The sequence below is a fragment of the Pseudomonas rhodesiae genome (genome assembly GCF_013285305.1).
Taxonomy (GTDB): Bacteria; Pseudomonadota; Gammaproteobacteria; order Pseudomonadales; family Pseudomonadaceae; genus Aquipseudomonas; species Aquipseudomonas rhodesiae.
In genome coordinates, this window is the sequence record NZ_CP054205.1 from 4,266,252 (window position 1) to 4,289,470 (window position 23,219).

General features: G+C 60.7%; 22 protein-coding genes. All 22 read right to left on the reverse strand.

The genetic code is table 11. The annotated features are described in order from the left end of the window. Nucleotides 1-4: 4 nt before the first annotated feature. The 22 genes from fliM to HRH33_RS19330 all read right to left on the reverse strand — a co-directional run bounded on the left by fliM (nucleotide 5) and on the right by HRH33_RS19330 (nucleotide 23,207). On the reverse strand, nucleotides 5-973 hold the full coding sequence (gene fliM / locus HRH33_RS19225; protein WP_034138840.1) for a flagellar motor switch protein FliM: 969 nt from the start codon (nucleotides 971-973) through the stop codon (nucleotides 5-7). A gap of 9 nt (nucleotides 974-982) precedes the next feature. Next, nucleotides 983-1,486, reverse strand: coding sequence for a flagellar basal body-associated protein FliL (gene fliL, locus HRH33_RS19230; protein WP_034099481.1), 504 nt, complete (start codon nucleotides 1,484-1,486; stop codon nucleotides 983-985). 330 nt (nucleotides 1,487-1,816) lie between these two features. Then, the gene (locus HRH33_RS19235; RefSeq protein WP_167416916.1) at nucleotides 1,817-3,154 is read right to left on the reverse strand and encodes a flagellar hook-length control protein FliK; all 1,338 of its coding nucleotides are present in this window, start codon (nucleotides 3,152-3,154) and stop codon (nucleotides 1,817-1,819) included. Between the two features lie 102 nt (nucleotides 3,155-3,256). After that, the gene (locus HRH33_RS19240) at nucleotides 3,257-3,601 is read right to left on the reverse strand and encodes an Hpt domain-containing protein (protein ID WP_034138843.1); all 345 of its coding nucleotides are present in this window, start codon (nucleotides 3,599-3,601) and stop codon (nucleotides 3,257-3,259) included. 30 nt (nucleotides 3,602-3,631) lie between these two features. After that, nucleotides 3,632-5,350, reverse strand: a complete 1,719-nt coding sequence (locus tag HRH33_RS19245; protein WP_167416915.1) for an ATP-binding SpoIIE family protein phosphatase — start codon at nucleotides 5,348-5,350, stop codon at nucleotides 3,632-3,634. Beyond that, nucleotides 5,347-5,652, reverse strand: a complete 306-nt coding sequence (locus tag HRH33_RS19250; RefSeq protein WP_094064935.1) for an STAS domain-containing protein — start codon at nucleotides 5,650-5,652, stop codon at nucleotides 5,347-5,349. The genes HRH33_RS19245 and HRH33_RS19250 overlap by 4 nt, the downstream gene beginning before the upstream one ends. A gap of 78 nt (nucleotides 5,653-5,730) precedes the next feature. After that, nucleotides 5,731-6,180 carry a flagellar export protein FliJ gene (gene fliJ, locus HRH33_RS19255; protein WP_034099491.1) on the reverse strand — a complete coding sequence of 150 codons (450 nt, stop codon included), beginning with the start codon at nucleotides 6,178-6,180 and terminating at the stop codon, nucleotides 5,731-5,733. A gap of 3 nt (nucleotides 6,181-6,183) precedes the next feature. Beyond that, the gene (fliI, locus tag HRH33_RS19260; protein ID WP_034099493.1) at nucleotides 6,184-7,542 is read right to left on the reverse strand and encodes a flagellar protein export ATPase FliI; all 1,359 of its coding nucleotides are present in this window, start codon (nucleotides 7,540-7,542) and stop codon (nucleotides 6,184-6,186) included. Continuing rightward, nucleotides 7,532-8,296: a flagellar assembly protein FliH gene (gene fliH / locus HRH33_RS19265; RefSeq protein WP_083377786.1), complete on the reverse strand. Its 765-nt coding sequence runs from the start codon at nucleotides 8,294-8,296 to the stop codon at nucleotides 7,532-7,534. The genes fliI and fliH overlap by 11 nt, the downstream gene beginning before the upstream one ends. Before the next feature lie 10 nt (nucleotides 8,297-8,306). After that, entirely contained in the window at nucleotides 8,307-9,326 is a 1,020-nt protein-coding gene (fliG, locus tag HRH33_RS19270) for a flagellar motor switch protein FliG (protein WP_034099497.1), read from the reverse strand. Then, nucleotides 9,319-11,097 (reverse strand): flagellar basal-body MS-ring/collar protein FliF, encoded by a 1,779-nt coding sequence (gene fliF, locus HRH33_RS19275; RefSeq protein WP_167416914.1) that lies wholly within the window; start codon nucleotides 11,095-11,097, stop codon nucleotides 9,319-9,321. Before fliF ends, fliG begins: the two co-directional genes overlap by 8 nt. A 16-nt stretch (nucleotides 11,098-11,113) precedes the next feature. Then, nucleotides 11,114-11,443 carry a flagellar hook-basal body complex protein FliE gene (gene fliE / locus HRH33_RS19280; protein ID WP_034099500.1) on the reverse strand — a complete coding sequence of 110 codons (330 nt, stop codon included), beginning with the start codon at nucleotides 11,441-11,443 and terminating at the stop codon, nucleotides 11,114-11,116. A 128-nt stretch (nucleotides 11,444-11,571) separates the two neighbouring features. Further along, nucleotides 11,572-12,948 (reverse strand): sigma-54-dependent transcriptional regulator, encoded by a 1,377-nt coding sequence (locus HRH33_RS19285; protein ID WP_034138848.1) that lies wholly within the window; start codon nucleotides 12,946-12,948, stop codon nucleotides 11,572-11,574. 6 nt (nucleotides 12,949-12,954) lie between these two features. Next, complete coding sequence (locus HRH33_RS19290; RefSeq protein ID WP_034138849.1) at nucleotides 12,955-14,166, reverse strand: sensor histidine kinase; 1,212 nt, start codon at nucleotides 14,164-14,166, stop codon at nucleotides 12,955-12,957. 110 nt (nucleotides 14,167-14,276) lie between these two features. Next, nucleotides 14,277-15,752, reverse strand: a complete 1,476-nt coding sequence (locus HRH33_RS19295) for a sigma-54 dependent transcriptional regulator (RefSeq protein ID WP_034099504.1) — start codon at nucleotides 15,750-15,752, stop codon at nucleotides 14,277-14,279. A gap of 169 nt (nucleotides 15,753-15,921) precedes the next feature. Beyond that, the gene (gene fliT / locus HRH33_RS19300) at nucleotides 15,922-16,218 is read right to left on the reverse strand and encodes a flagellar protein FliT (protein WP_167416913.1); all 297 of its coding nucleotides are present in this window, start codon (nucleotides 16,216-16,218) and stop codon (nucleotides 15,922-15,924) included. 25 nt (nucleotides 16,219-16,243) lie between these two features. After that, on the reverse strand, nucleotides 16,244-16,648 hold the full coding sequence (gene fliS, locus HRH33_RS19305; RefSeq protein ID WP_034138851.1) for a flagellar export chaperone FliS: 405 nt from the start codon (nucleotides 16,646-16,648) through the stop codon (nucleotides 16,244-16,246). Nucleotides 16,649-16,788: 140 nt separating this feature from the next. Then, complete coding sequence (fliD, locus tag HRH33_RS19310) at nucleotides 16,789-18,195, reverse strand: flagellar filament capping protein FliD (RefSeq protein WP_034138852.1); 1,407 nt, start codon at nucleotides 18,193-18,195, stop codon at nucleotides 16,789-16,791. Nucleotides 18,196-18,276: 81 nt separating this feature from the next. After that, nucleotides 18,277-18,627: a flagellar protein FlaG gene (locus tag HRH33_RS19315; protein ID WP_034138853.1), complete on the reverse strand. Its 351-nt coding sequence runs from the start codon at nucleotides 18,625-18,627 to the stop codon at nucleotides 18,277-18,279. A gap of 74 nt (nucleotides 18,628-18,701) precedes the next feature. Further along, a complete protein-coding gene (locus HRH33_RS19320; RefSeq protein ID WP_167416912.1) occupies nucleotides 18,702-20,117 on the reverse strand; it encodes a flagellin N-terminal helical domain-containing protein in 1,416 nt (471 codons plus the stop codon). A 275-nt stretch (nucleotides 20,118-20,392) separates the two neighbouring features. Next, nucleotides 20,393-21,322: a ketoacyl-ACP synthase III gene (locus HRH33_RS19325; protein ID WP_034138855.1), complete on the reverse strand. Its 930-nt coding sequence runs from the start codon at nucleotides 21,320-21,322 to the stop codon at nucleotides 20,393-20,395. A 280-nt stretch (nucleotides 21,323-21,602) separates the two neighbouring features. After that, nucleotides 21,603-23,207 carry a flagellar hook-associated protein 3 gene (locus tag HRH33_RS19330; RefSeq protein WP_167416911.1) on the reverse strand — a complete coding sequence of 535 codons (1,605 nt, stop codon included), beginning with the start codon at nucleotides 23,205-23,207 and terminating at the stop codon, nucleotides 21,603-21,605. Nucleotides 23,208-23,219 lie beyond the last annotated feature (12 nt).

Here is a 23,219-nt window from a genome sequence, read left to right on the forward strand (position 1 = left end):
GGGATCAGCGACGGTTGATCGGCTCAACCACTTGCAATGCTAGGTTGCCCTTGTGGGAACCGAGCTTGACCTTGAACGACGGCACGCCATTGGCGCGCATGACCATTTGTTCCGGCAATTCCACCGGAATGATGTCCCCCGGCTGCATGTGCAGGATGTCGCGCAGGCGCAACTGACGGCGGGCCACGGTGGCGCTCAGCGGCACGTCGACGTCCAGCAAGTCTTCGCGCAGCGCCTTGACCCAACGCTCGTCCTGGTCGTCCAGGTCGGACTGGAAGCCGGCGTCGAGCATCTCGCGCACCGGTTCGATCATCGAGTACGGCATGGTCACGTGCAGGTCGCCACCACCGCCGTCGAGTTCGATATGGAAGGTGGACACCACGATGGCTTCGCTGGGACCGACGATGTTGGCCATGGCCGGGTTCACTTCCGAGTTGATGTACTCGAAATTGACTTCCATGATCGCCTGCCAGGCTTCCTTCAAGTCGATGAACGCCTGCTCCAACACCATGCGCACCACCCGCAACTCGGTGGGGGTGAATTCACGGCCTTCGATCTTGGCGTGGCGGCCGTCGCCGCCGAAGAAATTGTCCACCAGCTTGAACACCAATTTGGCGTCGAGGATGAACAGCGCGGTGCCGCGCAAAGGCTTGATCTTGACCAGGTTGAGGCTCGTGGGCACGTACAGCGAGTGCACGTACTCGCCGAACTTCATCACCTGCACGCCGCCCACCGCCACGTCCGCCGAGCGGCGCAGCATGTTGAACATGCTGATACGGGTGTAACGGGCGAAACGTTCGTTGATCATTTCCAGGGTCGGCATGCGTCCACGGACGATGCGATCCTGGCTGGTCAGGTCATAACTTTTGACACTGCCGGGCTCGGCAGCCATTTCGGTCTGTACCAGACCATCGTCGACGCCATGCAACAGCGCATCGATTTCATCCTGGGACAGCAGGTCCTGCACGGCCATGTCGTGATCCTACTGCAATACGAAGTTAGTGAAGAGCGCCTGTTCGACCACCGTTTTACCCAACTCTTTCTGGGCCACTTCCTGCACGCTGGCAGTGACCTTCTGGCGCAGCATTTCCTGGCCGACCGGCGTGGCCAGGGTGTCGAAACTCTGGCTGGAGAACAGCATCACCAGGTTGTTGCGGATCACCGGCATATGCACCTTGAGTGCCTCCAGGTCCGACTGGTTGCGCGCCAGCAAGGTGATGCTCACCTGCAGGTAGCGCTGACGACCGTTCTGGTTGAAGTTGGCGACAAAGGCCGGAAGCATCGGCTCGAAGATTGCCGGTTGCTTGACGTTGGTGGCGGTTTCGGCGGCGGGTGCCGGCTTGCTTGCACTGCTGTGCATGATGTACCAGGTGCCACCCACCGAGGCGCCGATGGCCAGGAGCAGGCCCACGACTATCAACAGAATAAGCTTGAGCTTACCTTTGCCTGCGGGTGCTTTTGCTGCTGCGTCGTCGCTCTTCGCCATGCCAATAATCCGTCACTATTCGGGGATTCATAGATCTACGGGAAGGCAAGAGCAAGTGTTATGCCAGAGTTGTCTGGCTGAACACAGACAAGAGAACACCATAAAGTGTGGGAGTGGGCTTGACCTCGGATAGCGGCGTATCAGTCAACTTATCTATGAACTGACACACCCTCATCGGGGGCAAGCCCCCTCCCACATTTTGATCTCGTTTCGTCAATTGCCACTCAAGCTGGAATGCGATTCGAGTGGGAGGGGGCTTGCCCCCGATAAGGGTCTGTCAGCTTATACATCGGCGGGCTGATACAGCGTTATCGAGACAAGCCCCTCACATCAGGCGTAGTAATCGACGGCACTGGAGCCGATCACTGTCGACGTCACGGGCGCCACAGCTTCAGCCACATCAACGTGACCACCGCCGTCGCCGATGTCACCACGCCCACCCCCACTGCTCACACTGCGGGTCTGCGCCTGCTGCTGTTGCTGCTCCTGGCCACGGGACTGGTCGGAGACGTTGACGTCCACCTGCCCCATGCCCTGTTGGGCAAACATCTCACGCAAACGCCCGGACTGGTTTTCCAACGCTTCGCGCACCACCGGGTGGGCGCTCATAAAGTTGACCTGGGCCTGCTGGTCGGCGGTCATGTTGACCTTGATATCCAGGCGTCCAAGTTCGGCCGGCTGCAACTGGATCTCCGCCGACTTGAGGTTGGCGCTGGAGAGGTACATGACGCGGTTGACGATCTCGTCGGTCCAGCCGCTCTGGTGCATGGCCAGCGGCGCATTCGCGACGGGCGGCAAGGCATTGGCGGTTTTCGGCGTGGCAGCCTGGGTCAGGGCGGCGAGGCGGTTGGCGAAGTCATCGACCCGGGTGTCGCTGCTAGCGCTCTTGAGATCCTTCAGCCCCTCGTCGATCAAGCCGCTGAAAGCCTTATCGCCGCCTTGGTCAGTGCTGTCCTTGGTGGCTTGCTGGTCGACCATATTGGCCAGGCCGGCAGCGAAGTTCTGCGCGGCGGTGGGTTGGTCCTGGGTTGGTGCCGGGGCGGTTTTTGCCTGGGCCTGGCTGCTGGCGGACACATGACCGCCCTGCTCCATGGCCAGGCGCACGGCCGGCATTGCATCCAGAGGGTCGGCCTCGGGGTCGAAAGTGGGCTTGACCTCTTCACTGGCCGCCACCGGCGCGAGCGGCGCGGCAACCGGCGGCTGCGTCTTATCATCGGCAGTGTCAACGACCGGAGCCGGGGTTTCCACCGGCACAGGCACCGCGACCGGCACGACAGCGGCGATCAACGCGGGGTCAACCGCAGGCTGCTGCGCCAGGCTCGGGTCGGCTGCGGCGGCGTCGTCCGGAGCGGCATCATCATCGGCTTTGGCCGGTGGATTAGCGGCAGGCAAGGTATTGCCGCTATCGGCAACCGCCGGTGTCTTGGCGGCAGGCTGATCACCCCCGGCGGCAGGTTTGGCGCTGGCATCGGCGGACTTGTCGCGAGAGGGTTTGACGCTGTTGTCATCGCCCTTGAGGCTGGGCTTGGAACCCTGGCTGGCGAACACTTGAGCGAAGCCAGGGCCCTTGTCCCGTGGCTCCGCCGCCACCGCCGGCGGGTTGGCGGCGGGCGCTTGGGCCTTGGCTGCGGGGGCAGCCTGAAGAAGCGAATTCGTGGCGACTGGCATGATAAAGGTCTCCACTGCATGGGGATCGAGGGATGCAGTATCGAGAGCTACAGCAAGAGTCGGGCCAAGTGTGGCCTCTGTCTCCGGACTGCGGGTTGACCGCTATACCTGAAACCGCTGACGCTCCGACTCATACAGCGGCTTGACCACCGCAAACTCATGATCGATCTGATCCACCAGCGCCTCCAGATTCGCGGTCGGCTCGCCGGATTCCAGCTCCAGCCGCTCGCACAACTGCGCCAGACGCACAGCCCCCAGGTTGCCGCTGCTGCCCTTGAAGCTGTGGGCGATCTTGCCTAATGCCTTGGCGTCATCCCGCGCCGTGCGCAGCGCTTCGATGCGTTTTTGCGAGTCGTCGAGAAAGGTTTCGAGCAGCTTGGGGTACTCGCCTTCCATCACTTCCTGCAAACCCGACAACACGTCAGGGTCCAGATGAACATCGACCACTTGCTCGCTCCTTGATCAAGAATCGGCGGATTATGCCAGAGCCTCCCAGGAAAACTCCACGCAGACACAGCGCCCGCCATCGGACCAGCGTATGTCGCGGCTGAGCTGACGCACCAGGCCCAAGCCCCGACCGGACAGACGATCGATATCCATTGGCTGCGCCAGCACTTTTTCCACGTCAAACCCGGGGCCGCTGTCTTCGATCCGCAAGGTCATCGTCCCGCCCGCTCCATTGGGCACCACCTGCACCTGCACCCGCACGTAACCACTGTCCAGTTGAGCCAGGCGCTCGTTGCGCTGGCGATAATATTCGGCAAAGCCCTGGGCATCGCGCTTGAGCAAAGAGTCCAGGCCGAGTACGCCGTGCTCCAGCGCGTTGGAGTACAGCTCGGCCATCACGCTGTAGAGCGCGCCGCTCTGTGCACGCAGGCCGTGGATCTCCAACAGCAGTTGCAACAGGTAGGGCAACGGGTTGTAGCGCTTGAGGGTTTCGGCGCGAAATTCGAAATTCACCGACCAATCCCGTGGGCACGACTGGCCGCTGTCGGCATACAACGGCCCGGTGGCGCGCGTCGCCAGACCCGACCGCAAGGTGATCTCCACCATGCTCACGTCATCACGGGCTTCACCGCGAAACGCGACCAGGGCCTGTTCGATGTCGTCGAACAGACGATCGGGCTCGCGGTTGGTGTCGAATACCTCCTGCAGACGCTCGACCCCGAACAATCGATCATTGGCGTCGGCGGTTTCCAACACCCCATCGGACAGCAGAAACACCCGATCGCCCAGGGCCACGGGCCAGACTTCAGTGCGGTCGTCGAACAGTTCCGCCGACAGTACCCCCAGCGGCAAATGCCGCGACGCCAATGGCGTGCGCTTGCCGGTGGTCACTTCAAGCACGTAACCCTCGGGCATGCCACCGTTCCACACCTCGACCACGCGTCGATCGGTACTCAGGCACAACAGGGTGGCGCAGCAGAACATGTCCACCGGCAGGATGCGTTTAAGCTTGGCGTTCATCTCGCGCAAAATCTGCGTCAGGCCGTAGCCTTTGGCGGTCATGCCGTAGAACACTTCCGCAAGGGGCATGGCCCCCACCGCTGCCGGCAAACCGTGACCGGTGAAATCGCCGAGCAGCACATGCATATCACCCGAAGGCGTGTAGGCCGCCAGCAGCAAGTCCCCGTTGAACAACGCATAGGGCGATTGCAGGTAGCGGATATTTGGCGCGGCATTGATACAGCCCGAATGCGCGACCTTGTCGAACACTGCCTTGGCCACCCGTTGCTCGTGCAGCAGGTAGTCATTGTGCTTGGCGATCAGGTCGCGCTGCTGCAAGACCGTGGCTTGCAGGCGGCGCAGGCGGTCCATGGCGTTGATCTTCGCGGCCAGGAGCAAGGGGTTGTAGGGCTTGGCCAGGAAGTCATCGCCGCCGGCGTCGAGGCACTCGGCCAGGTCGGCGCTGTCGGTCAGGGAGGTGAGGAAGATGATAGGCACCAGGGCTTCGCCGGACAGCTGCTTGATCCAGCGCGCGGCTTCGAAGCCGTCCATCACCGGCATCAGCGCATCCATCAACACCAATTGCGGACGCGCGCGCGTGAATACCTCGACCGCTTCGCGCCCATTGGCGGCGGTGAGCACTTGATGCCCCTGACGTCGCACAATGGTCGACAGCAAGAGCAAGTCAGTGGCGCTGTCATCGGCGATCAGGATCGTAAGCGCCTCATGGGCGGGGGCCAGGGCGCTCAATTGATGTCGAACAGCTTGTCGAAGTTGGAGATGGCGAGGATTTTGCGCACGTCAGAGTTGCTGTTGATGACCCTGACCTCAGATTCGTCGCCCCCCGCGTGGTCCCGCAGCAACAGCAGCATGCCCAGAGCGGAACTGTCCAAATAGGTAGTGTCTTTGAGGTCGACGATATAGGTATCCGGTGCCTTGTAGAACCGCTCGTAAGCGTCACGAAAGAGCTGGTGGCTGCTGAAATCGAAGCGGCCTTTGATAACGATGGTCAACTTCTTCCCGTCCGGGGATACAACTGACTCGACTGACATATGACTGCTTCCTTGTCGTAGGGGGCGTACACACAAGGTTTAGCAGTTGAACCGAGTACGGGCAACACAGCCCGTCATTTAGAACTGTTCCGGACGCGGCAGGCGTTGGGACAGTTCATCCAGCAACTTCTGCTCGCGCTTGTCTTCAATCGCCCGCGCTTCATCGATATAGCGCTGCACCAGTTTGCGCAGACCTTCGACGCGGGCGAATGCCTGCTGCCAGCTCTCACGGGCCTTGTCGAGATTGTTCTGGTGCCAGGCCAGGCTTTGACGCTGCTGGCCGACGGCGGTTTCCAACTGGTTGAGAAAGCCCTGATAGCCCATCAGCCATTGGCCCGATACGCCTTTGGCGCCGCGCTCGATCCACTGCTGCTGGTACTCGCCGCGAAAGCGCTCCAGGTCGCCCAGCTTGCTTTCGGCCAAGCGCACTTGGCCCTGGAAATACCCCAGGCGCTGCACCGCGGTTTTTTCGGCCTTTTCGGCCATGTCCACCACCGGGGCCAAGCGTGACGCGCGACTGCTGGCCATGGCTTAGCCGCCTGGCGCCGGGGCGAAGATCGACTGCAAGTGCGCTTCGCTTTCGCCCATGCTGATCTTGTCGTTGAGGCCCTGGCGCAGGTACGTCACCAACTGCGGTTGCAGGGCGATGGCCAGGTCGGTATCGCGATCGCCGCCGGCCACATAAGCGCCGACGCTGATCAGGTCGCGACTCTGCTGATAACGCGACCACAGCTGCTTGAACTGCTGCGCACGGGTCATGTGCTCGGGCGTGACCACCGCCGGCATCACCCGGCTGATGGATGCTTCGATGTCGATGGCCGGGTAGTGCCCCTCCTCCGCCAGGCGCCGCGACAACACGATATGGCCGTCGAGTACGCCCCGGGCCGAGTCGGCGATGGGGTCCTGCTGGTCGTCGCCTTCGGACAGCACCGTGTAGAACGCGGTGATCGAGCCCCCGCCGGCCTCGGCGTTACCGGCGCGCTCCACCAGCTTAGGCAGCTTGGCGAACACCGACGGCGGGTAACCCTTGGTGGCCGGCGGCTCACCGATGGCCAGGGCGATTTCCCGCTGGGCCTGGGCGAAACGGGTGAGCGAGTCCATCAGCAACAGGACGTTCTTGCCCTTGTCGCGAAAGTATTCGGCGATGCGCGTGCAATACATCGCGGCGCGCAATCGCATCAGCGGCGCATCGTCGGCAGGGGATGCAACCACCACCGAGCGTTTGAGACCTTCCTCGCCGAGGCTGTGCTCAATGAACTCCTTCACCTCCCGGCCCCGCTCGCCGATCAGCCCAACCACGATGATGTCGGCCTCGGTAAAGCGCGTCATCATGCCCAGCAACACCGACTTACCCACGCCGGTACCGGCGAACAAGCCCAGACGCTGGCCGCGACCGACCGTCAATAAACCGTTGATGCTGCGAATCCCCACGTCCAGCGGCACGCTGATGGGGTTACGGTTGAGCGGGTTGATGGTGGGGCCGTCCATCGGCACCCAATCTTCGGCCTTCATACCGCCCTTGCCGTCCAGCGCGCGACCGGCGCCGTCGAGCACGCGACCGAGCATGCTCATGCCCATGGGCAGGCGGCCGGTATCGGCCAGGGGCACCACGCGGGCACCGGGGGCGATGCCCGCCAGGCTGCCCACGGGCATCAGGAAAATCTTGCTGCCGGAAAACCCCATGACCTCGGCTTCGACCTGCACCGGGTGATAACTGTCGTCGTTGATCACCATGCAGCGGCTGCCCATGGCGGCGCGCAAACCTTCGGCTTCGAGGGTCAGGCCAACCATGCGCAACAGCCGCCCTTCCAGGATCGGCTGGCCGGGCAATTCAGTGGCTTCGGTGTAAGCGCTCAAGCGCTTGGTGAAGCTGGTGCGATCAAGGCGCATCGGGGGCGTCCAGGTCGATGCTCAGGTCAGGTTCGGCCGGGTTCAGCACCTGCTCGTGCTGTTGATCGAGCAACTTGGCCATGATCTGGCTGATGCGGGTTTCCACCGTGGCATCGATGCGGCTGTGCTCGGTCTCGACGCGGCAACCGCCGGGCTGCAACGCGGCGTCTTCGACGATGCGCCAGGTTTCTTCATGGCGCTCGCGCAGGGCTTTGACCTGTTCGAAATCCTGCGGGTTGATGTACAGCCGCACATTGCCGACGCCCAGGGGCAACAGCTTGAGGGCTTCGCGCATGACGCTTTCGATCTGGCTGGAGTCCAGCGCCAACTCACGCTGAATCACCTGACGCGTCATGTGCTCCACCAGGCGCACCATGGCTTTTTCGATCTGGGTGTCCTGTTCGGCGATAGGCTCGAACAAGCTGCCCATCAAACGCTCCAGGCTGGCCAGTTTCACCGCCAGCGCGGCCTCGGCTTCCTGGCGCACCTTGAGGGTGGTGCTGCGAAAACCGTCTTTCTCACCGGCAGTGAAGCCCTCGTTGTAAGCCTCCTGACGGATGCTTTCCAGCTCTTCCAGGGTCAGTGGCTGGACTTCTTCCAGCGGCACTTCTTCCATTTCCACCGGCGGCTCTTCCACCGGTTCCGGCTCGGGCTCAGGCACATGCGGGTCGAAGCTGGGCAGCGACCAGATGTCGAACCCGCCGACATCCCGTGCGCGAATCAGATCGCTGGGTGCCTCATCTTTGCTCGACATGGACAACGCCTTAGATCATTTCTTCGCCGCCCTTCCCACCGAGAACGATTTCTCCGGCTTCGGCCATACGGCGGGCAATGGTGAGGATTTCTTTCTGCGCGGTTTCCACGTCGCTGACGCGCACCGGACCCTTGGCTTCCAGGTCGTCGCGCAACAGTTCGGACGCGCGCTTGGACATGTTCTTGAAGATCTTTTCCTTGACGCCGTCGTCGGAGCCTTTGAGTGCCAGTACCAACACGTCGGAGGACACTTCGCGCAGCAACGCCTGGATGCCACGGTCGTCGACATCGGAAAGGTTGTTGAACACGAACATAAGGTCTTCGATCTGGCCGGACAGGGTGTCGTCGATCTCGCGGATCGAGTCCATCAACTGGCCTTCGACCGAGCTGTCGAGGAAGTTCATGATGTCCGCCGCGCGCTTGATACCACCCAGGGTGGTACGCGAGGCATTGGAGTTGCCCGAGAACTGCTTCTCCAGGATGGTGTTCAGTTCTTTCAGGGCGGCCGGCTGCACGGTGTTGAGCGACGACACGCGCAGGATGATGTCCAGGCGCACCTTATGGTCGAAGTGGCCCAGCACTTCACCAGCCTGGTCGGGGTCGAGGTATGCCACCACGATGGCCTGAATCTGCGGGTGTTCGTAGCGGATCACATCGGCCACGGCGCGCGGTTCCATCCACTTGAGGCTGTCCAGGCCGCTGGTATTGCCACCCAGCAGGATGCGGTCGATCAGGCCGTTGGCCTTGTCTTCGCCCAGGGCCGAGGTGAGCATCTTGCGGATGTAGCTGTCGGAGCCGACGCCCAGGCTGGTCTGATCGCCGACAATCTCGACGAACTCGCTCATCACCTGTTCGACTTGCTCGCGGTGCACATTGCGCATTTGCGCCATGGCCACGCCCACCCGTTGAACCTCTTTGGGCCCCATGTGGCGCAGCACTTGGGCGGCGTCGGTTTCCCCCAGCGACAGCAACAGGACTGCGGCTTTGTCGACCCGGGAGAGCTTGGCAACAGCGGCTCGATTATCACTCATCTGCGTTAATCCACTCTTTCACGACCTGAGCCACACGGCCCGGGTCTTCTGCTACCAGACTCTTGATTGCGTTCAACTGCGCGTCATAGCCTTCGCTCGGGCTTGGCAACAGGATGCTTTGCGGGCCGCCGAGGCTGACGCGGTCGTTGGCCAGTTCGCCGTCCAGGCCGCCCATGCCACCCAACTCGACATCGCTGCCGCCGGCCAGGGCCAGTTGTTTCTTGCCGTTGCCGGTGATGTTGTTGAGCACCGGGCGCAGCACGCCGAACACCAGCACCAGGATGAACAGCACACCCAGCACTTGCTTGACGATGTCCCAGAACCACGGCTGCGAGTAGAACGCAGGCTCGGCAATCACTTCGCCACGCTCAGCGGAGAACGGCATGTTGATCACGCTCACGCTGTCGCCACGGCTGGCGTCGAAGCCGACGGCGTCCTGCACCAGGCGGGTGAAGCGCGCCAATTCGTCGGCGCTCCACGGGGCACGGGTGACCGCGCCGTCTGCGGCATTGACCTTGACCTGATCGTCGACCACCACCGACACCGACAGGCGATTGACACGGCCCTGCTGCTGCTTGGTGTGGCTGATGGAACGGTCCAGCTCGAAGTTCTTGGTGGACTGGTTACGCTTGTCCGCCGGGTACGGGGCGAGCATCGGCTGGCCGGTGGCCGGGTCCATGATCTGCTGACCGTTGGCGTCCAGCAGCGGTTGCCCAGGCTGGATCGCGCCGGCGGTAGCGGCGGCGCCACCGGTGGTTTGCGGGGCCGAGGCTGGCGATGGCGGCTGGTTGCTCAGGGCCCCCGGCACACCTTGCGGGCCATTGCTGGCGGTACGTTGTTCGCTGGTGGACTGCTCGCTGCGCAGGGCCGGCTGGTCCGGGTTGAACTGTTCAGAGGTGGACTCCACAGCGCTGAAATCCACATCGGCGGAGACTTCGGCTTTATAGCGGTCATTGCCCAACACCGGTTGCAGGATGTTGTGCACGCGCTGGGTCAGCATGCTTTCCACGCGGCGGCTGTAATCGAACTGCTTGCCGGCCTGGGTCAGCGCGGAGTTCTCGGCTTGGTCGGAGAGCAGGTTGCCCTTTTGATCCACCACGGTGATCTGGGATTTGCTCAGTTCGGGAACGCTGGTAGCCACCAGGTTGACGATGGCATTGACCTGACCGGGTTCCAGGGAACGACCGGCGAACAGCTCAACCAGTACCGAGGCGCTGGGCTTGCGCTCATCACGCACAAATACCGAGCTTTTCGGAATGGCCAGGTGCACGCGGGCACCCTTGACGTTATTGAGGCTGGAGATGGTACGCGCCAGTTCGCCTTCCAGGCCGCGCCGATAACGGGTGGCCTCCATGAACTGACTGGTGCCCAGGCCCTGGTCCTTGTCGAGGATCTCAAAACCGATATTGCTGTCGGACGGCGTCACACCCGCAGCGGCCAGCTTCATGCGCGCACGGGCGACGTCATCGGCCTTGACCAGCAGAGCCCCGGAGTTGGGCTCCACGGTGTAGGCGATGTCGGCGGCGGCCAGGGTTTCCATGATCTGTTTGGAATCCAGGCCAGCCAGGCTGCCATACAATGGCCGGTAATCGGGTTGCTGCGACCACAACACCACGGCAAAGCCAATCGCCACGCTGGCAGCCAGGCCGACCAACAGGCCAACCTGACGCAACATGGTCATTTCCGAAAGGTTTTCCAGGAACGACAGGCCAAACAGCGGCGGCTTGCCTTCTGCCTTGGCGGGTACGTTGTCCACGACTGCTTCTGCCATGACTTAAATCTCGCCCTTAAACCGGCATCTGCATGATGTCTTGATAGGCCTGAACCAGCTTGTTACGCACTTGGGTCAGAGCCTGAAAGGAAACGCTGGCTTTTTGCGAAGCGATCATCACGTCGGTGAGGTCCACACCGCTCTTGCCGATCTCGAACGCGCTGGCCAACTGGCTGGAGGCTTGCTGGGTGTCGCTGACTTTGTTGATGGCCTGACCGAGCATGTCGGCAAAACTGCTTTGGCCCAATTCCGGCGCTGGCGCGACGGATTTCGGTTGAGCCATGGCATCCATCTGCATGGAGCGCATATCCAACATCAACCGATTGAACTCAATACCCTGGCTCATGACCTTCTCTCTCCGACCCGCAAAAATTTGACACTACGCTGCAGTTACTAGGGGAGGTAGCAACAAGGGTGCCAGATCCGTGGCGACTCGTAAGAAAAGGCGACAAACCTTGTACGCCTTGGCTATTTTCAGGTGGCGAAAAGATACGCTTCCACATCCATGCCGGCGTCGCGCATCTGCGCCAACTTGTAGCGCAAGGTGCGCGGGCTGATGCCCAGGCGCTCGGCGGCCTCTTTGCGGCGGCCGCGCTCGGCGCGCAGGGTATCGATGATCATCTGGAATTCGCGGCGACGCAGGTCATCGCCCAAAGCGCTGGCGGTTTCCACCTCGGCGACCAACGGTGCGGGGGCCAGTGTCGGCAGCGGCGCCGCGCCACTGCCCATGGCCAGACAGAAATCCTGGGGCTGAATCAAACCGCCCTGCTGCAAGATCAGGGCACGTTGGATCGCGTTGTCCAGTTCCCGCACATTGCCCGGCCATGGATAGGCGATCAGGCACGCCTGCGCCTCGGCCGAAAGCCGCGCCTGGGCGTGCTTCATTTTTTTGACGTGGTTGTTCAGCAGGCGCTCGGCCAAGGGCACGATATCCGCCGGACGCTCGCGCAAAGGGCGCCAGGCCAGCGGAAACACCGACAGGCGATAGAACAAGTCTTCACGGAAGCGCCCCGCCGCCACTTCGCCGGCGAGATCGCGGTTGGTGGTGGCCACTACTCGGATATCCAACTGGATCGGTTTGCGCGCGCCGACGCGCTCCACTTCGCGCTCCTGCAACACACGCAGCAACTTGGCTTGCAGGCCCAAAGGCATCTCGGAAATCTCGTCGAGCAGGATCGTGCCGCCGTCGGCCTGCTCGAACTTGCCGGCTTGCGCCGCAATAGCACCGGTGAACGAGCCCTTTTCATGACCGAACAGCGTGGCTTCCAGCATGTTGTCGGGGATCGCCGCGCAGTTGATGGCGATGAACGGCTGCTTGGCGCGGGTCGACTGCTGGTGAATGTAACGCGCCAGCACTTCCTTACCCGTACCGGACTCACCGGAAATCAGCACCGTGGAATCGCTGCGCGCCACGCGGGCCGCCAATTCCAGCAACTGGGCGCTGGCTGGCTCGATGGCAATCGGCCCCTCGCCTTCGTGCGCCGAGATCACGCCCAGAGCGTGGCGCGCTACCAACTCGATCAAGGCCTTGGGCTCAAAGGGCTTGACCAGGTAATCCGCCGCGCCCTGGCGCATCGCATCCACCGCGCGCTCCACGGCACCGTGGGCAGTCATCAACAACACCGGCAGTTGCGGCTGGCGGGCGCGCAACAGGGCCAGCAATTGGTGACCGTCCATGCCGGGCATATTGACGTCGCTGACCACCAGGCTGAACGCCTCCTGTGCCACCGCGTCCAAGGCCTCTTCGGCAGACCCGACCGCCCGGTAGTCATGGCCCGCCAACAGCAGCGTGTCAGCCAATGCTTCACGCAGGGCGCGATCGTCTTCCACCAGTAAAACCTTGATAGCCATGACTCTTTACTCCGCGCTTGCCGCGCCTGAAAACAGCGGCAAGCTCATCAATGCACAGGTGCCGCGCCCCAACCGGGAACGCAGTTGCAATTCTCCCTGATGGGCGCGCGCCACGGCCTTGACCACGGTCAGGCCCAGGCCGGTTCCGTTGGTCTTGGTGGTAAAAAAGGGCTCGCCCAGACGCCGCAGCACCTGCGGGTCGATGCCACTGCCGTTGTCGCTGACGCACAGGCGCAGCGAATCTTGACGGCGATATAGGTGCACCTTGAGCCGCGCACCGGGGCCGCTGGCCTGGGTGGCGTTTTCGATCAGGTTGAGCAGCGATCCCACCAGGGTGTCGCGATTGCACAGCAACTCGCCTTGGTGGCTGTCGCACTGCCAGCGCACCTGCGCGTCTTGAATGTGAGTGGCGGCCGCCGCCTGCAGGGTCTGCATCAACTCGGCCGGAGTGATGCGGTCGGTCAACGGCAGTTCGCCGCGAGCGAACACCAGCATGTCGCGTACCTGATGCTCCAATTCGTGCAGACGCTCTTTTAGGCGCCCGGCAAAACGCTGATGGGTCGCGGCCGGCAACTGCTCGTCAGTCAAATGACTGGCGTAGATCAACGCCGCCGACAAGGGCGTACGGATTTGATGCGCCAGAGAAGCGACCATGCGCCCCAGGGACGACAAGCGCTCATGGCGCGCCAACTGGTCTTGCAAGTGGCGGGTTTCAGTCAGGTCGTTGAGCAGCACCAACTGGCCGGGCTCGGCGTCCAGGGAACGGGTGGAAATCGACAGGCGACGCCCATCCTTGAGGGAAATTTCATGACCATCATCTTCACGCGGGGCGAAGCAGCGGGTGATGACGTGGCGCCACAGCTCGCCTTCCAGCGGCAGTCCCAGCAGGTCGCAGGCGGCCGGGTTGGCTTCGCGCACGCGGCCCTGGTCGTCAATCACGATCACGCCGCCGGGCAACAGGTCGAGCAGGTTTTGCAAGCGGTTGGCCAGGCGTTCTTTCTCGGCCAGCTCCTGCATACGCTGAGCACTGACCACCGCCAGCTCGCCTTTAAGCTCCGAGACCCGGGCTTCCAGCAGACTGTAGGAGTCGCTCAGTTGGCTCGACATCTGGTTGAACTGCGAGAACGCATGTTCAAGGCCCTGTCGGGCGAGCGGCTCTGCGGAGGGAACAAGCCCCTGGATGGCAGGGGCTGAGGCTAATTGGGCGGCGTGGGGCATGATGCTCTCTCGCTTGGCTGACCGTCAGTTAAACGGAACGTTGCGAGGGGTGTAGCAATACCCGTGCCTAAAAAAATAGGCTTAGTTTTCAGTCAGTTGAAAAACAGGCGTCAATCATCCGCCTGTTCGTCACCTTCGCGGCGGCTCATACCGTACTTGCGCATCTTCTCCACCAGGGTGGTACGACGAATGCGCAGGCGCTCGGCGGCACGGGCGACAATGCCACCGGCATCGTCCAGGGCTTGTTGGATCAGGCCCTGCTCCAGATTGCCGAGGTAGTCCTTCAGGTCCAGGCCCTCCGGCGGCAGCATGGCGGTGGAACCAAAATCCGGGGTGTGGCCGTTGATGGCGACCCGTTCTTCCATGTCACTGCGCAGACTGTCGACCAATTGCTCATCTTCGTCATCGACATAGCGGAATTTCTTCGGCAGCTCGACCACGCCAATCACACCGTAGGGGTGCATGATCGCCATGCGCTCCACCAGGTTGGCCAGCTCACGCACGTTGCCCGGCCAGCCGTGGCGGCACAGGGACATGATTGCGGCGGAGTTGAAGCGAATCGAGCCACGCTTTTCGTGCTCCATGCGCGAGATCAGTTCGTTCATCAGCAGCGGGATGTCTTCCACGCGCTCACGCAGCGGGGCCATCTCGATGGGGAATACGTTGAGCCGATAGTAGAGGTCTTCGCGGAAGCTGCCGATCTCGATCATGCTTTCGAGGTTCTTGTGGGTCGCGGCGATGATGCGCACGTCCACGCTCTGGGTCTTGTTGCTGCCCACGCGCTCGAATGTGCGCTCCTGCAACACACGCAGCAGCTTAACCTGCATCGGCAGCGGCATGTCGCCGATTTCGTCGAGGAACAGAGTGCCGCCGTTGGCCAGCTCGAAACGCCCGGCACGGCTGGTGATGGCGCCGGTAAAGGCGCCCTTCTCGTGACCGAACAGCTCGCTTTCCAGCAGCTCTGCCGGAATCGCCCCGCAGTTGACCGGTACAAAGGGCCCGTCGCGGCGCTTGGAATGGTAATGCAGGTTGCGCGCGACCACTTCCTTGCCGGTGCCCGACTCGCCGAGGATCAGCACGCTGGCGTCAGTGTCGGCCACTTGCTGCATCATCTGGCGCACATGCTGGATGGCGCGGCTGGTGCCGACCAGGCTACGGAACAGGTTGGGTTCGCGATGACGACCGCGCTCGCGAGCCTGGTCGTACATCTCGCGATAGACCTGGGCACGGTGCAGGGAATCGAGCAATTTGCTGTAGCTGGGCGGCATTTCCAGGGTGGAAAGGACACGCCGGCGCTGGTCTTCGGGCAGGTCGAGCGAAGAATTTTCGCCCATTAGCAACACGGGAAGGAACTCATCCCAGGTAGACAGTGTCTTTAACAAGCCCAAAACAGCGCCAGGAGCGTTTACCGTCCCGATCAGCACACAAATGACTTCACGGCTCGACGACAACGAGCTGACCGCCTGCTGCCAATCGTGGCTGCCGCAGGGCAAATTTTCTTCGCCGAGAAAATTCAAAATCACCGCCAAATCGCGGCGACGGACGCTATCGTCATCAATCAGCAGAATTTTGGTTTCACGCCACATGCAATAGCAACTTCCCTAGTAAAACTTCCTGCCCAAATGTAGGGGCAATCGAGACGGCTGTAGGACTTCTTACTCTATAGACGTCTGAACTCTGAAAACAGCACTAGTTAAGTCAAAAAAGCTGGCACGGTCAAATTTATGACGCGCCGGTCGGATTAACTGCGTCTGTTCAGCCGAACAGATGGTAGACCTTTGACGCATTCTTCGCTTGGTTGATCTGCGACATCTCTTCGAAAATCGCCTGGCGCTCGCCCGTCGTCACCTCAAGCAGTTGCTGGTAGACCGCCAGCAGGCTCTCAAGCTTTTCACGCAGCGCATTTTCATCCACAGGGACTTCGCTGAGCACCTCATCAATCACCGCACGACAACCCAGATCCAACTCGCCAACAGCCTCCCAGTTGCGTTCCGCCAGCGCGCCGATCAGGGCTTCGCGGGTTTCATCAATGCGTTGCAGTGCGTGGCTCATGATGTGTTCCTCAAGGCCTGTGGCCTTATTGTGCGACGCCCTGTGGCGCCCCGATGGCATCCCAGCCTTCTTTCACGGTAATCAGCAATTGCGCGACCTCGTCGAGCATGTCGGCGTCGTTGTGCAGATTGGCTTCCATCAGACGGTTGCTCATGTACACATACAGGCCTTCCAGGCGCTGGACGTATTCCTTGTTGTCGCTTTTTTCCGCATTCAGGCCATCACGAAGGCCGATAATGATGTCCGTGGCCTTGCCCAGCATCAGGCCCTTCTGAGCAATGTCACCGCGCGCCAGGGCCCCTTTGGCTTGCGCAATACGGTCAAGGCCGCCTTCGAGCAGCATCTGCACCAGGCGGTGCGGGCTGGCTTCGGAGATCTGGGCGTGGGAATTGACCTTCTGGTATTGGCGAAGGGCTCTCATGGGATTCATGTTTCTACCTCGTGACAAGCAACAGCGAGAAGGATTTCATTAACCAATATATCGACTGGATTGCGCAAAACTTTAACCCGTCGGCCGCTTGAAAAACAAAGCCCAGGTCAATGAACCTGGGCTTTTTTTCGACCGTTCGATCAGCTATCGCTTTTGGAATTACTGATCGCACTGAGCGTGCCGAGAATGCTGTTGCTCTGCTGCCGCAACTGCGCTACCAGGGTGTCCATGGCGGTGTACTTGCGAGTCAGGGCGTCCTGCATGGTGGTCAAACGCTCATCCAGGCTGATCTGGTCTTTGTTCAGGTCTTTAAGGCTTTCGGACAACGACGCGGTGCGCGTGGCCAGAATGCCAGTGGAGGCCTTGGCATAGGGCTCGGTCGCCGTCTTAAGACGCGCCAACAGACCTGTCTTGCCACTGAAGATGCTGTTGATATCCGCCGGATTGCTCAGCACGGCTTTGTCCCACTGCTTGGCGTCGATACTCAGCGCTCCCGTGTCTTGGTCGCTAGTCACACCGAACTGCGCCAGAGACTTCAAGGTGCCGTTGCCGGACAACATATTGAACTCGTTGCGGATCGCCGATTGCAGGGTGCGCATGGTCGAGTCGCCGGTCAGCGTTGCCGCGACCGAGTTACCGGCGGCGTCCTTGGTCACTTTGGTCTCGGCGTTCATCGCCTTGAGCAGAGCATTGTAGGTGTCGACAAACCCCTTGACCCCGGACTTCAGTGCGGTAGTGCTAGTGCTTACCGAGATGGTCAGGGCGGTACGAACCGGATCAGTAGTATTCGGATCGTTAGCAACGAGCGTAGGCGACACGGCCAGCAATTTGATACTGACACCACTCACCGCATCACTGATGCTGTTGGACTTCGATTCCGCCGCAATGCCATCGATGGTGTACTTGGCATTCTGCGGCACATCGACCACCTTGTAGCCAGTGTCGATCCCGGAGTTACCCGACATGGTCAAATCAGACCCTACCCCGCCATTGGTGGACGTCAGGATCAGACGCGAACCGTTGGAGTCGGTGAGAATGTTGGCACTCAGACCGGCAGTGCCGAACTGCGAGTTGATCGAGTCGCGTACCTGTTGCAAGGTGGCCCCGGCCGGAACACTCAGGTCGAAGTTCTTACCCGACTGAGTGATGGTCAGCGTCGTCGCTTTGCCCGTGCTGTTGACGACCGTGGATTGGCCACCAGCAAAACTGATGGTCGACAGCTTCGAGGGCTTGGCAAGCTGGTTGACGACCAGCGAGAAACTACCGTTGGCCGCGCCCTGGTTAGCCGTCATGGTGGCGACTTTTTCATCCGAGGACGTACCGGTCAAGCCACTGAAGCTATTGTCGGTGACCATGCTGTCCAACGCGCCACGGAACGCATCCAGGGCCGCCTGGATTTTGCCGATCGACGACAGCTGGGTCGTGGCCTTTTGCGATTGTGCGTTGATCTGCGCCTGTTTCGGCGCGCGCTCGGCATCCACCAGGGATTTCACAATTGCCTGGGTGTCGAAACCAGACCCCACGCCAGTAATCGTTGTACCCGCCATCATCTTTCTCCTAGTCCGGTGGCTGCCGTTATCTTGACGAATTACGCATCAGACAGTAGCAGCAACAAGTTTCATGCCAGATCAAGCCTTGTCGTCAAACAGCACATGACTGGCGCTGGACAAGCTTTGCGCCAATTTCAAGGCCGTTTCCGATGGGATCTGGCGGATCACTTCACCGGTGTCGGTGGCAATGACCTTGACCACGACCCTGTGAGTGGAATCATCAATGGAAAAATCCAGATTGCGCTGGGCCGCTTGTACGAATTCTTTAATATCGGTGACCGCTTTTTCCAGATCGCCAGGTTTGGCTTTATCCGGGGTTGGCGCAACCGCTTCAACTTTGCTCTTGTCTTTATCCACAACCACAGGGGCCACCGCGCCTTGCGGGGCCAGCGACGGATAAGACAAGTTCAAATTCACATTCATGTCCATGCCCAATCTCCTCTGATTGGAAAAGACGAAAGGGCACGTAAACGCGCCCTTCCGTCAGCTACCAAGCGCTTGTATTACTGAAGCAGCTTCAGTACAGCGGATGGCAGTTGGTTGGCCTGAGACAGGATCGCGGTGGAAGCCGACTGCAGGGTTTGCTGCTTGGTCAGTTCAGCGGCCTCGGAAGCGAAGTCGACGTCCTGAACAGTACTACGGGCAGCAGTGGTGTTTTTCTGGATGTTGGTCAGGTTGTCCACAGTGCTGGTCAGACGGTTCTGAACAGCACCCAGACCCGAACGGGCGCTGGAGATGGAAGCGATAGCCTGGTCGATCACAGCCACAGCGTTCTGCGCCTTGGTGGCGTCGGTCACGTCGGTCTGCGACACGGTGGTCTTGGCCGAAGCAGCCGAAGTACCGGCACCGAAGATACCAGTCACACCAGCGCCTTCCAGGGAGTAGCCCTTGGAGGAGTCCAGGTTTACAGCACCGGTAGCGATGATGCCGTCAGCCAGGGCGGTAGCAGTGCCGTAGGTACCCGAACCGTCTTTGGTGGCGACAGTGATGCTGCCGGCATTGGTCGAAGCGCTGAAGGCCAGGTTTTCACCGGTATCGGATTTAACCGACAGAGTGCCTTTGGACTCATCGTAGTTAACGCTGATACCCAGTTTGGCGGAGTTGGACTTCAGCGCCTCAGCCAGGCTGGCGGTATCGGTCACACCGACGAAGCTGGTGGCTTGGCCGCCAACAGTCATGGTGAACGAAGCCGGAGCGGTAGCAGCAGCAGCGCCGACCACGAACTGAGCTTCTGTGCTGGCGGTAGCGCCCAGGCCACCGATGGCGCCGTTCAGTTGGGCAGCGATGGTTTTGGCCGAAGCAGCAGCCGCTACGGTGACGCTGTTAGTCTGACCGTTACCGGTTACAGCGATTGCGCCGCCGACAACACCGGCACCAGGGGTGATGCCAATGCTCTTGACTTGCTGCGAACCAATGTTGTTGGCCGCAACGTTTTCCAGGCTGACGTTGATGGTTTCGTTAGCGTTGGCGCCAACCTGGATGGCTTTGGTACCGTACGAACCGTCCAGCAGTTTCTGGCCACCGAAAGTGGTGGTTTGCGAGATACGGGTCAGTTCCGAAGTCAGAGCCTGGTATTCGTCGTTGTTCGACTTACGGTCGTCGTTGCTCAGGGAGCCGGTAGCCGAGGACAGAGCCAGGGTACGCATTTTTTGCAGAATGTCGGTCGAAGCCTGCATTGCGCCTTCAGCGGTCTGCGCGATGGAGATACCATCGTTGGCGTTCTTTACTGCTTGACCCAGGCCGTTGATCTGGCTGGTCATACGGGTAGCAATACCCAGGCCGGCAGCGTCGTCTTTAGCGCTGTTGATACGCAGGCCGGAAGACAGGCGCTGCATGGAAGTGGCCAGGGCGGTGCCAGCTTTGTTCAGGTTGCCCTGAGTGGAGACCGAAGCAATGTTGGTGTTTACTGTTAAAGCCATGACGAAATCCTCGTTGGATGGATACTGCGGCTTCCGGCCCTGGCAACTGCCGGGTGTGGCCTAGAGAACCTACGTAATAGTTATCGTCGTGGTAGCCGGTTGCTTGAGGGTTTTTTTGATTTTTTTTACTGGCGCCGTGCCACCCCTTGTAATTCAAGGGTTTAGGCATACGCCAAGCCGCGATTTCAGCGGTTTTTTTGGCGCCAAATAAAAAACGCCGATGATCTTTCGATCATCGGCGTTTGCTTTTGCGGTGTACGCAGTCTACCGACGCGTCACGGACGATGCAGAATCGCCGAGCCCCACGACAGGCCCACACCGAATCCACTGATCGCCACGCGTTTCCAGGTGGCGTCCATCACATGCTTTTCCAGCAGCAATGGAATGCTCGACGACACGGTGTTGCCGGTCTCGACCATGTCCTTGATGAACTTGTCCACCGGCGCCTCTTCGAAGCGACGGGCCACGGCGTCGACAATCGCCGCACTGCCCTGGTGAATGCAGAACGCATCGATGTCATCGGCCTTGAGGTCCGACTCATTGAGCAGCTCGTGCAAATGCGCCGGCACTTTGAGCAAGGCAAAATTGAACACCTGGCGACCGTTCATAAAGAACACGCCATCGCTGACCTTCAGGTGCGGTGCGCCGGAACCGTCGGTGCCGAACTTGGACTTGCCCAGCAGCCACGAGGCATCTTCGCCCATCCAGGTCGCGGTGGCGGCGTCGCCGAACAGCATGGTGGTGTTGCGATCTTCCGGGTCGACGATCTTGGAGTACGGGTCGGCGGTGATCAACAGGCCATTTTTCAGGCCGGCGGCTTCCATAAAGCCCTTCATCGCGTAGATGCCGTAGACGTAACCGGAGCAGCCCAGGGAAATATCAAACGCGGCGACATGGGTCGGCAGCCCCAGTTTGTCCTGGACGATGGCGGCTGTATGGGGCAAGCCCTCTTCGTCACCGTTCTGGGTCACGACGATCAGCGCGTCAATCGATTCGCGCTTGAGATCCGGGTTGTTGGCAAACAAGGCGTTGACCGCTTCGACACACAGATCGGAGGTTTCCTGCGCAGCTTCCTTGCGCGGCAGGAACGCCGAACCGATCTTGCCAATGATGAACTCTTCATCCTTGGCGAATTTGGCACCCTGGGCGTAGTTATCGATACCGTCCGCCGGCACGTAACTGGCGATGCTTTTTATGCCAATCATTGTGGCTTCCCAATACTAAATAGCTGGAGAACACCCCACGGCCGACGCCTGGAGTGCTGACAATAAAGGGGGTAACCCCATAAAAATCTCGCTGAAAGCCGCCCCGCAAGGACCCTGTGACGACTTATCCTTTTCACACGATACAGTGAAGATGCGCTTTATGACTCACAGGTCACTCAATTTTCTGCGGTTTATGCAAAACCTTTAAACAATTGAGCCCCCTGAAACGACAGCGGCCCCGCCTGTTTCCAGGCGGGGCCGCTGTGCTGACGCGGTGAAATCACATCTTGTTGAACAAGCTCAACTGCGAAATCTTCACAAAGGCCAGCTGCGAGGCTTGCAGCATGGTTTGTTGCAGCGACAGGTTGATTGCCGCCTCGCCCATGTCGATATTGGCCAAGTCGCTCATGGTGCTGGTGTTGGCGATGCCGATGCTGGCATTTTCATCGGACTGGATCGTCAGGGCCTGGCCGCGCGCACCGATGGAGCCGCGCACATTGACGATCTGGGACGTCGAGTTGGCCAGGTTGGCGATCGACGTATCCAGTACATCCTTCAATTTGACGGTCGCTGCCGGGTTGCCGTCGGCCGGCAACTCCAGGGCTCGACGCAACTGACCCAAGGTATCCAGCGCATTCTGGGTCTTCTGGGTGTTGGCCCCGACGGAGAACTGATCACCCGGCTGCGGTGGCCCGGCACTCACATCGAATGTCACGCCAGCCGCTGTCACCGTGGTACCGCCACCGGTATCACCGGTGGCAATGGCCTTGCTGTCGGTGGTGTACGGCTGGGCATAGACCTCATAGGCCGTGGCACTGGTGAACTTGATGATCGCGCCGCTGTTGGTCGGGAAGGTGCTGGCATAGTCCGCCTGGCTTGACACCTGAGCCCCCGTCAACTGCGCGCTTGAGGCGTTGCTCGGGGTACGCGAGACGCTGAACGTATCGGGCTTGGATTCCAGGCTGAAAGTACGGTCCTTGACCAGCGCATCGGACGGCGCGCCAGGCGCGACATCGTCGCCCAGCTTCAGGGTGATGTCGAACTTCACACCACGTAGCGCAATGCTGGAGCTGCCTTCCTTGGTGGCATCGAACGTGCCGTTGCCAGGGATCTCGGAGGTGATGTCGGTACCGTTCTTGTCCTCCACCTTATATTGCGTACTGCTGGTGAAGGTGAGCTTGTACGGCTGGCCGTCGGCAAATTTACCCGAATAGTCAGCGCTGGACGTGACCAGGCCGGCGGACAACGCCACCTTGTTGTCGTTGACGGTCGGCGGCACTGTCTGCGGAACCGGCGCCAGCCACGGGGCCTGGGTGCGGCCCGAGTTGGCAGCACCTTCCAGTACGGTCTTGCCGGTATCGCCGGCATTGATTGTCAGCGTGTTGGAAACCTGCAGGCTCAGCGGCGTTTCATCACCCTGGTAGCTGTAGGTGCCATCGTTATTACGCGCATAAGGCGGGGTTTGGGTCTTGGAGCCCGAAAACAGATAGTTGCCCGAAGAGTCCTTGCTGTTGAGCAAACCCAGCACCTGATCCTCGATCGCGCCGACTTCGCTGGCGATCGAGCGCCGATCCGCATCGCTGATCGAACCACCGGCACGCAGCGCCAACTCGGTGGCGCGCTGCATGGCATCGCTGATTGCGGTCAGCACGCTCTCTTCGTTGGTCAGCTTGTCCTTCAGGCTGGTGATGTTGCCGTTGTACTGGGTCAGCATGTCTTTCTGCTGCTGAAGCATCAATAAACGTGCCGCCGCCACCGGATCATCCGCGGCGGTTTGCACGCGCACGCCGCTGCTGGCCTGGTCTTGAGCTTTCACCACGCCCGAATAGTTGTTCGAGTACTTGGTGGAACTGGTCTCGAAATATTGCTGCGTAGAAATGCGCATCGTCCCTGGCTC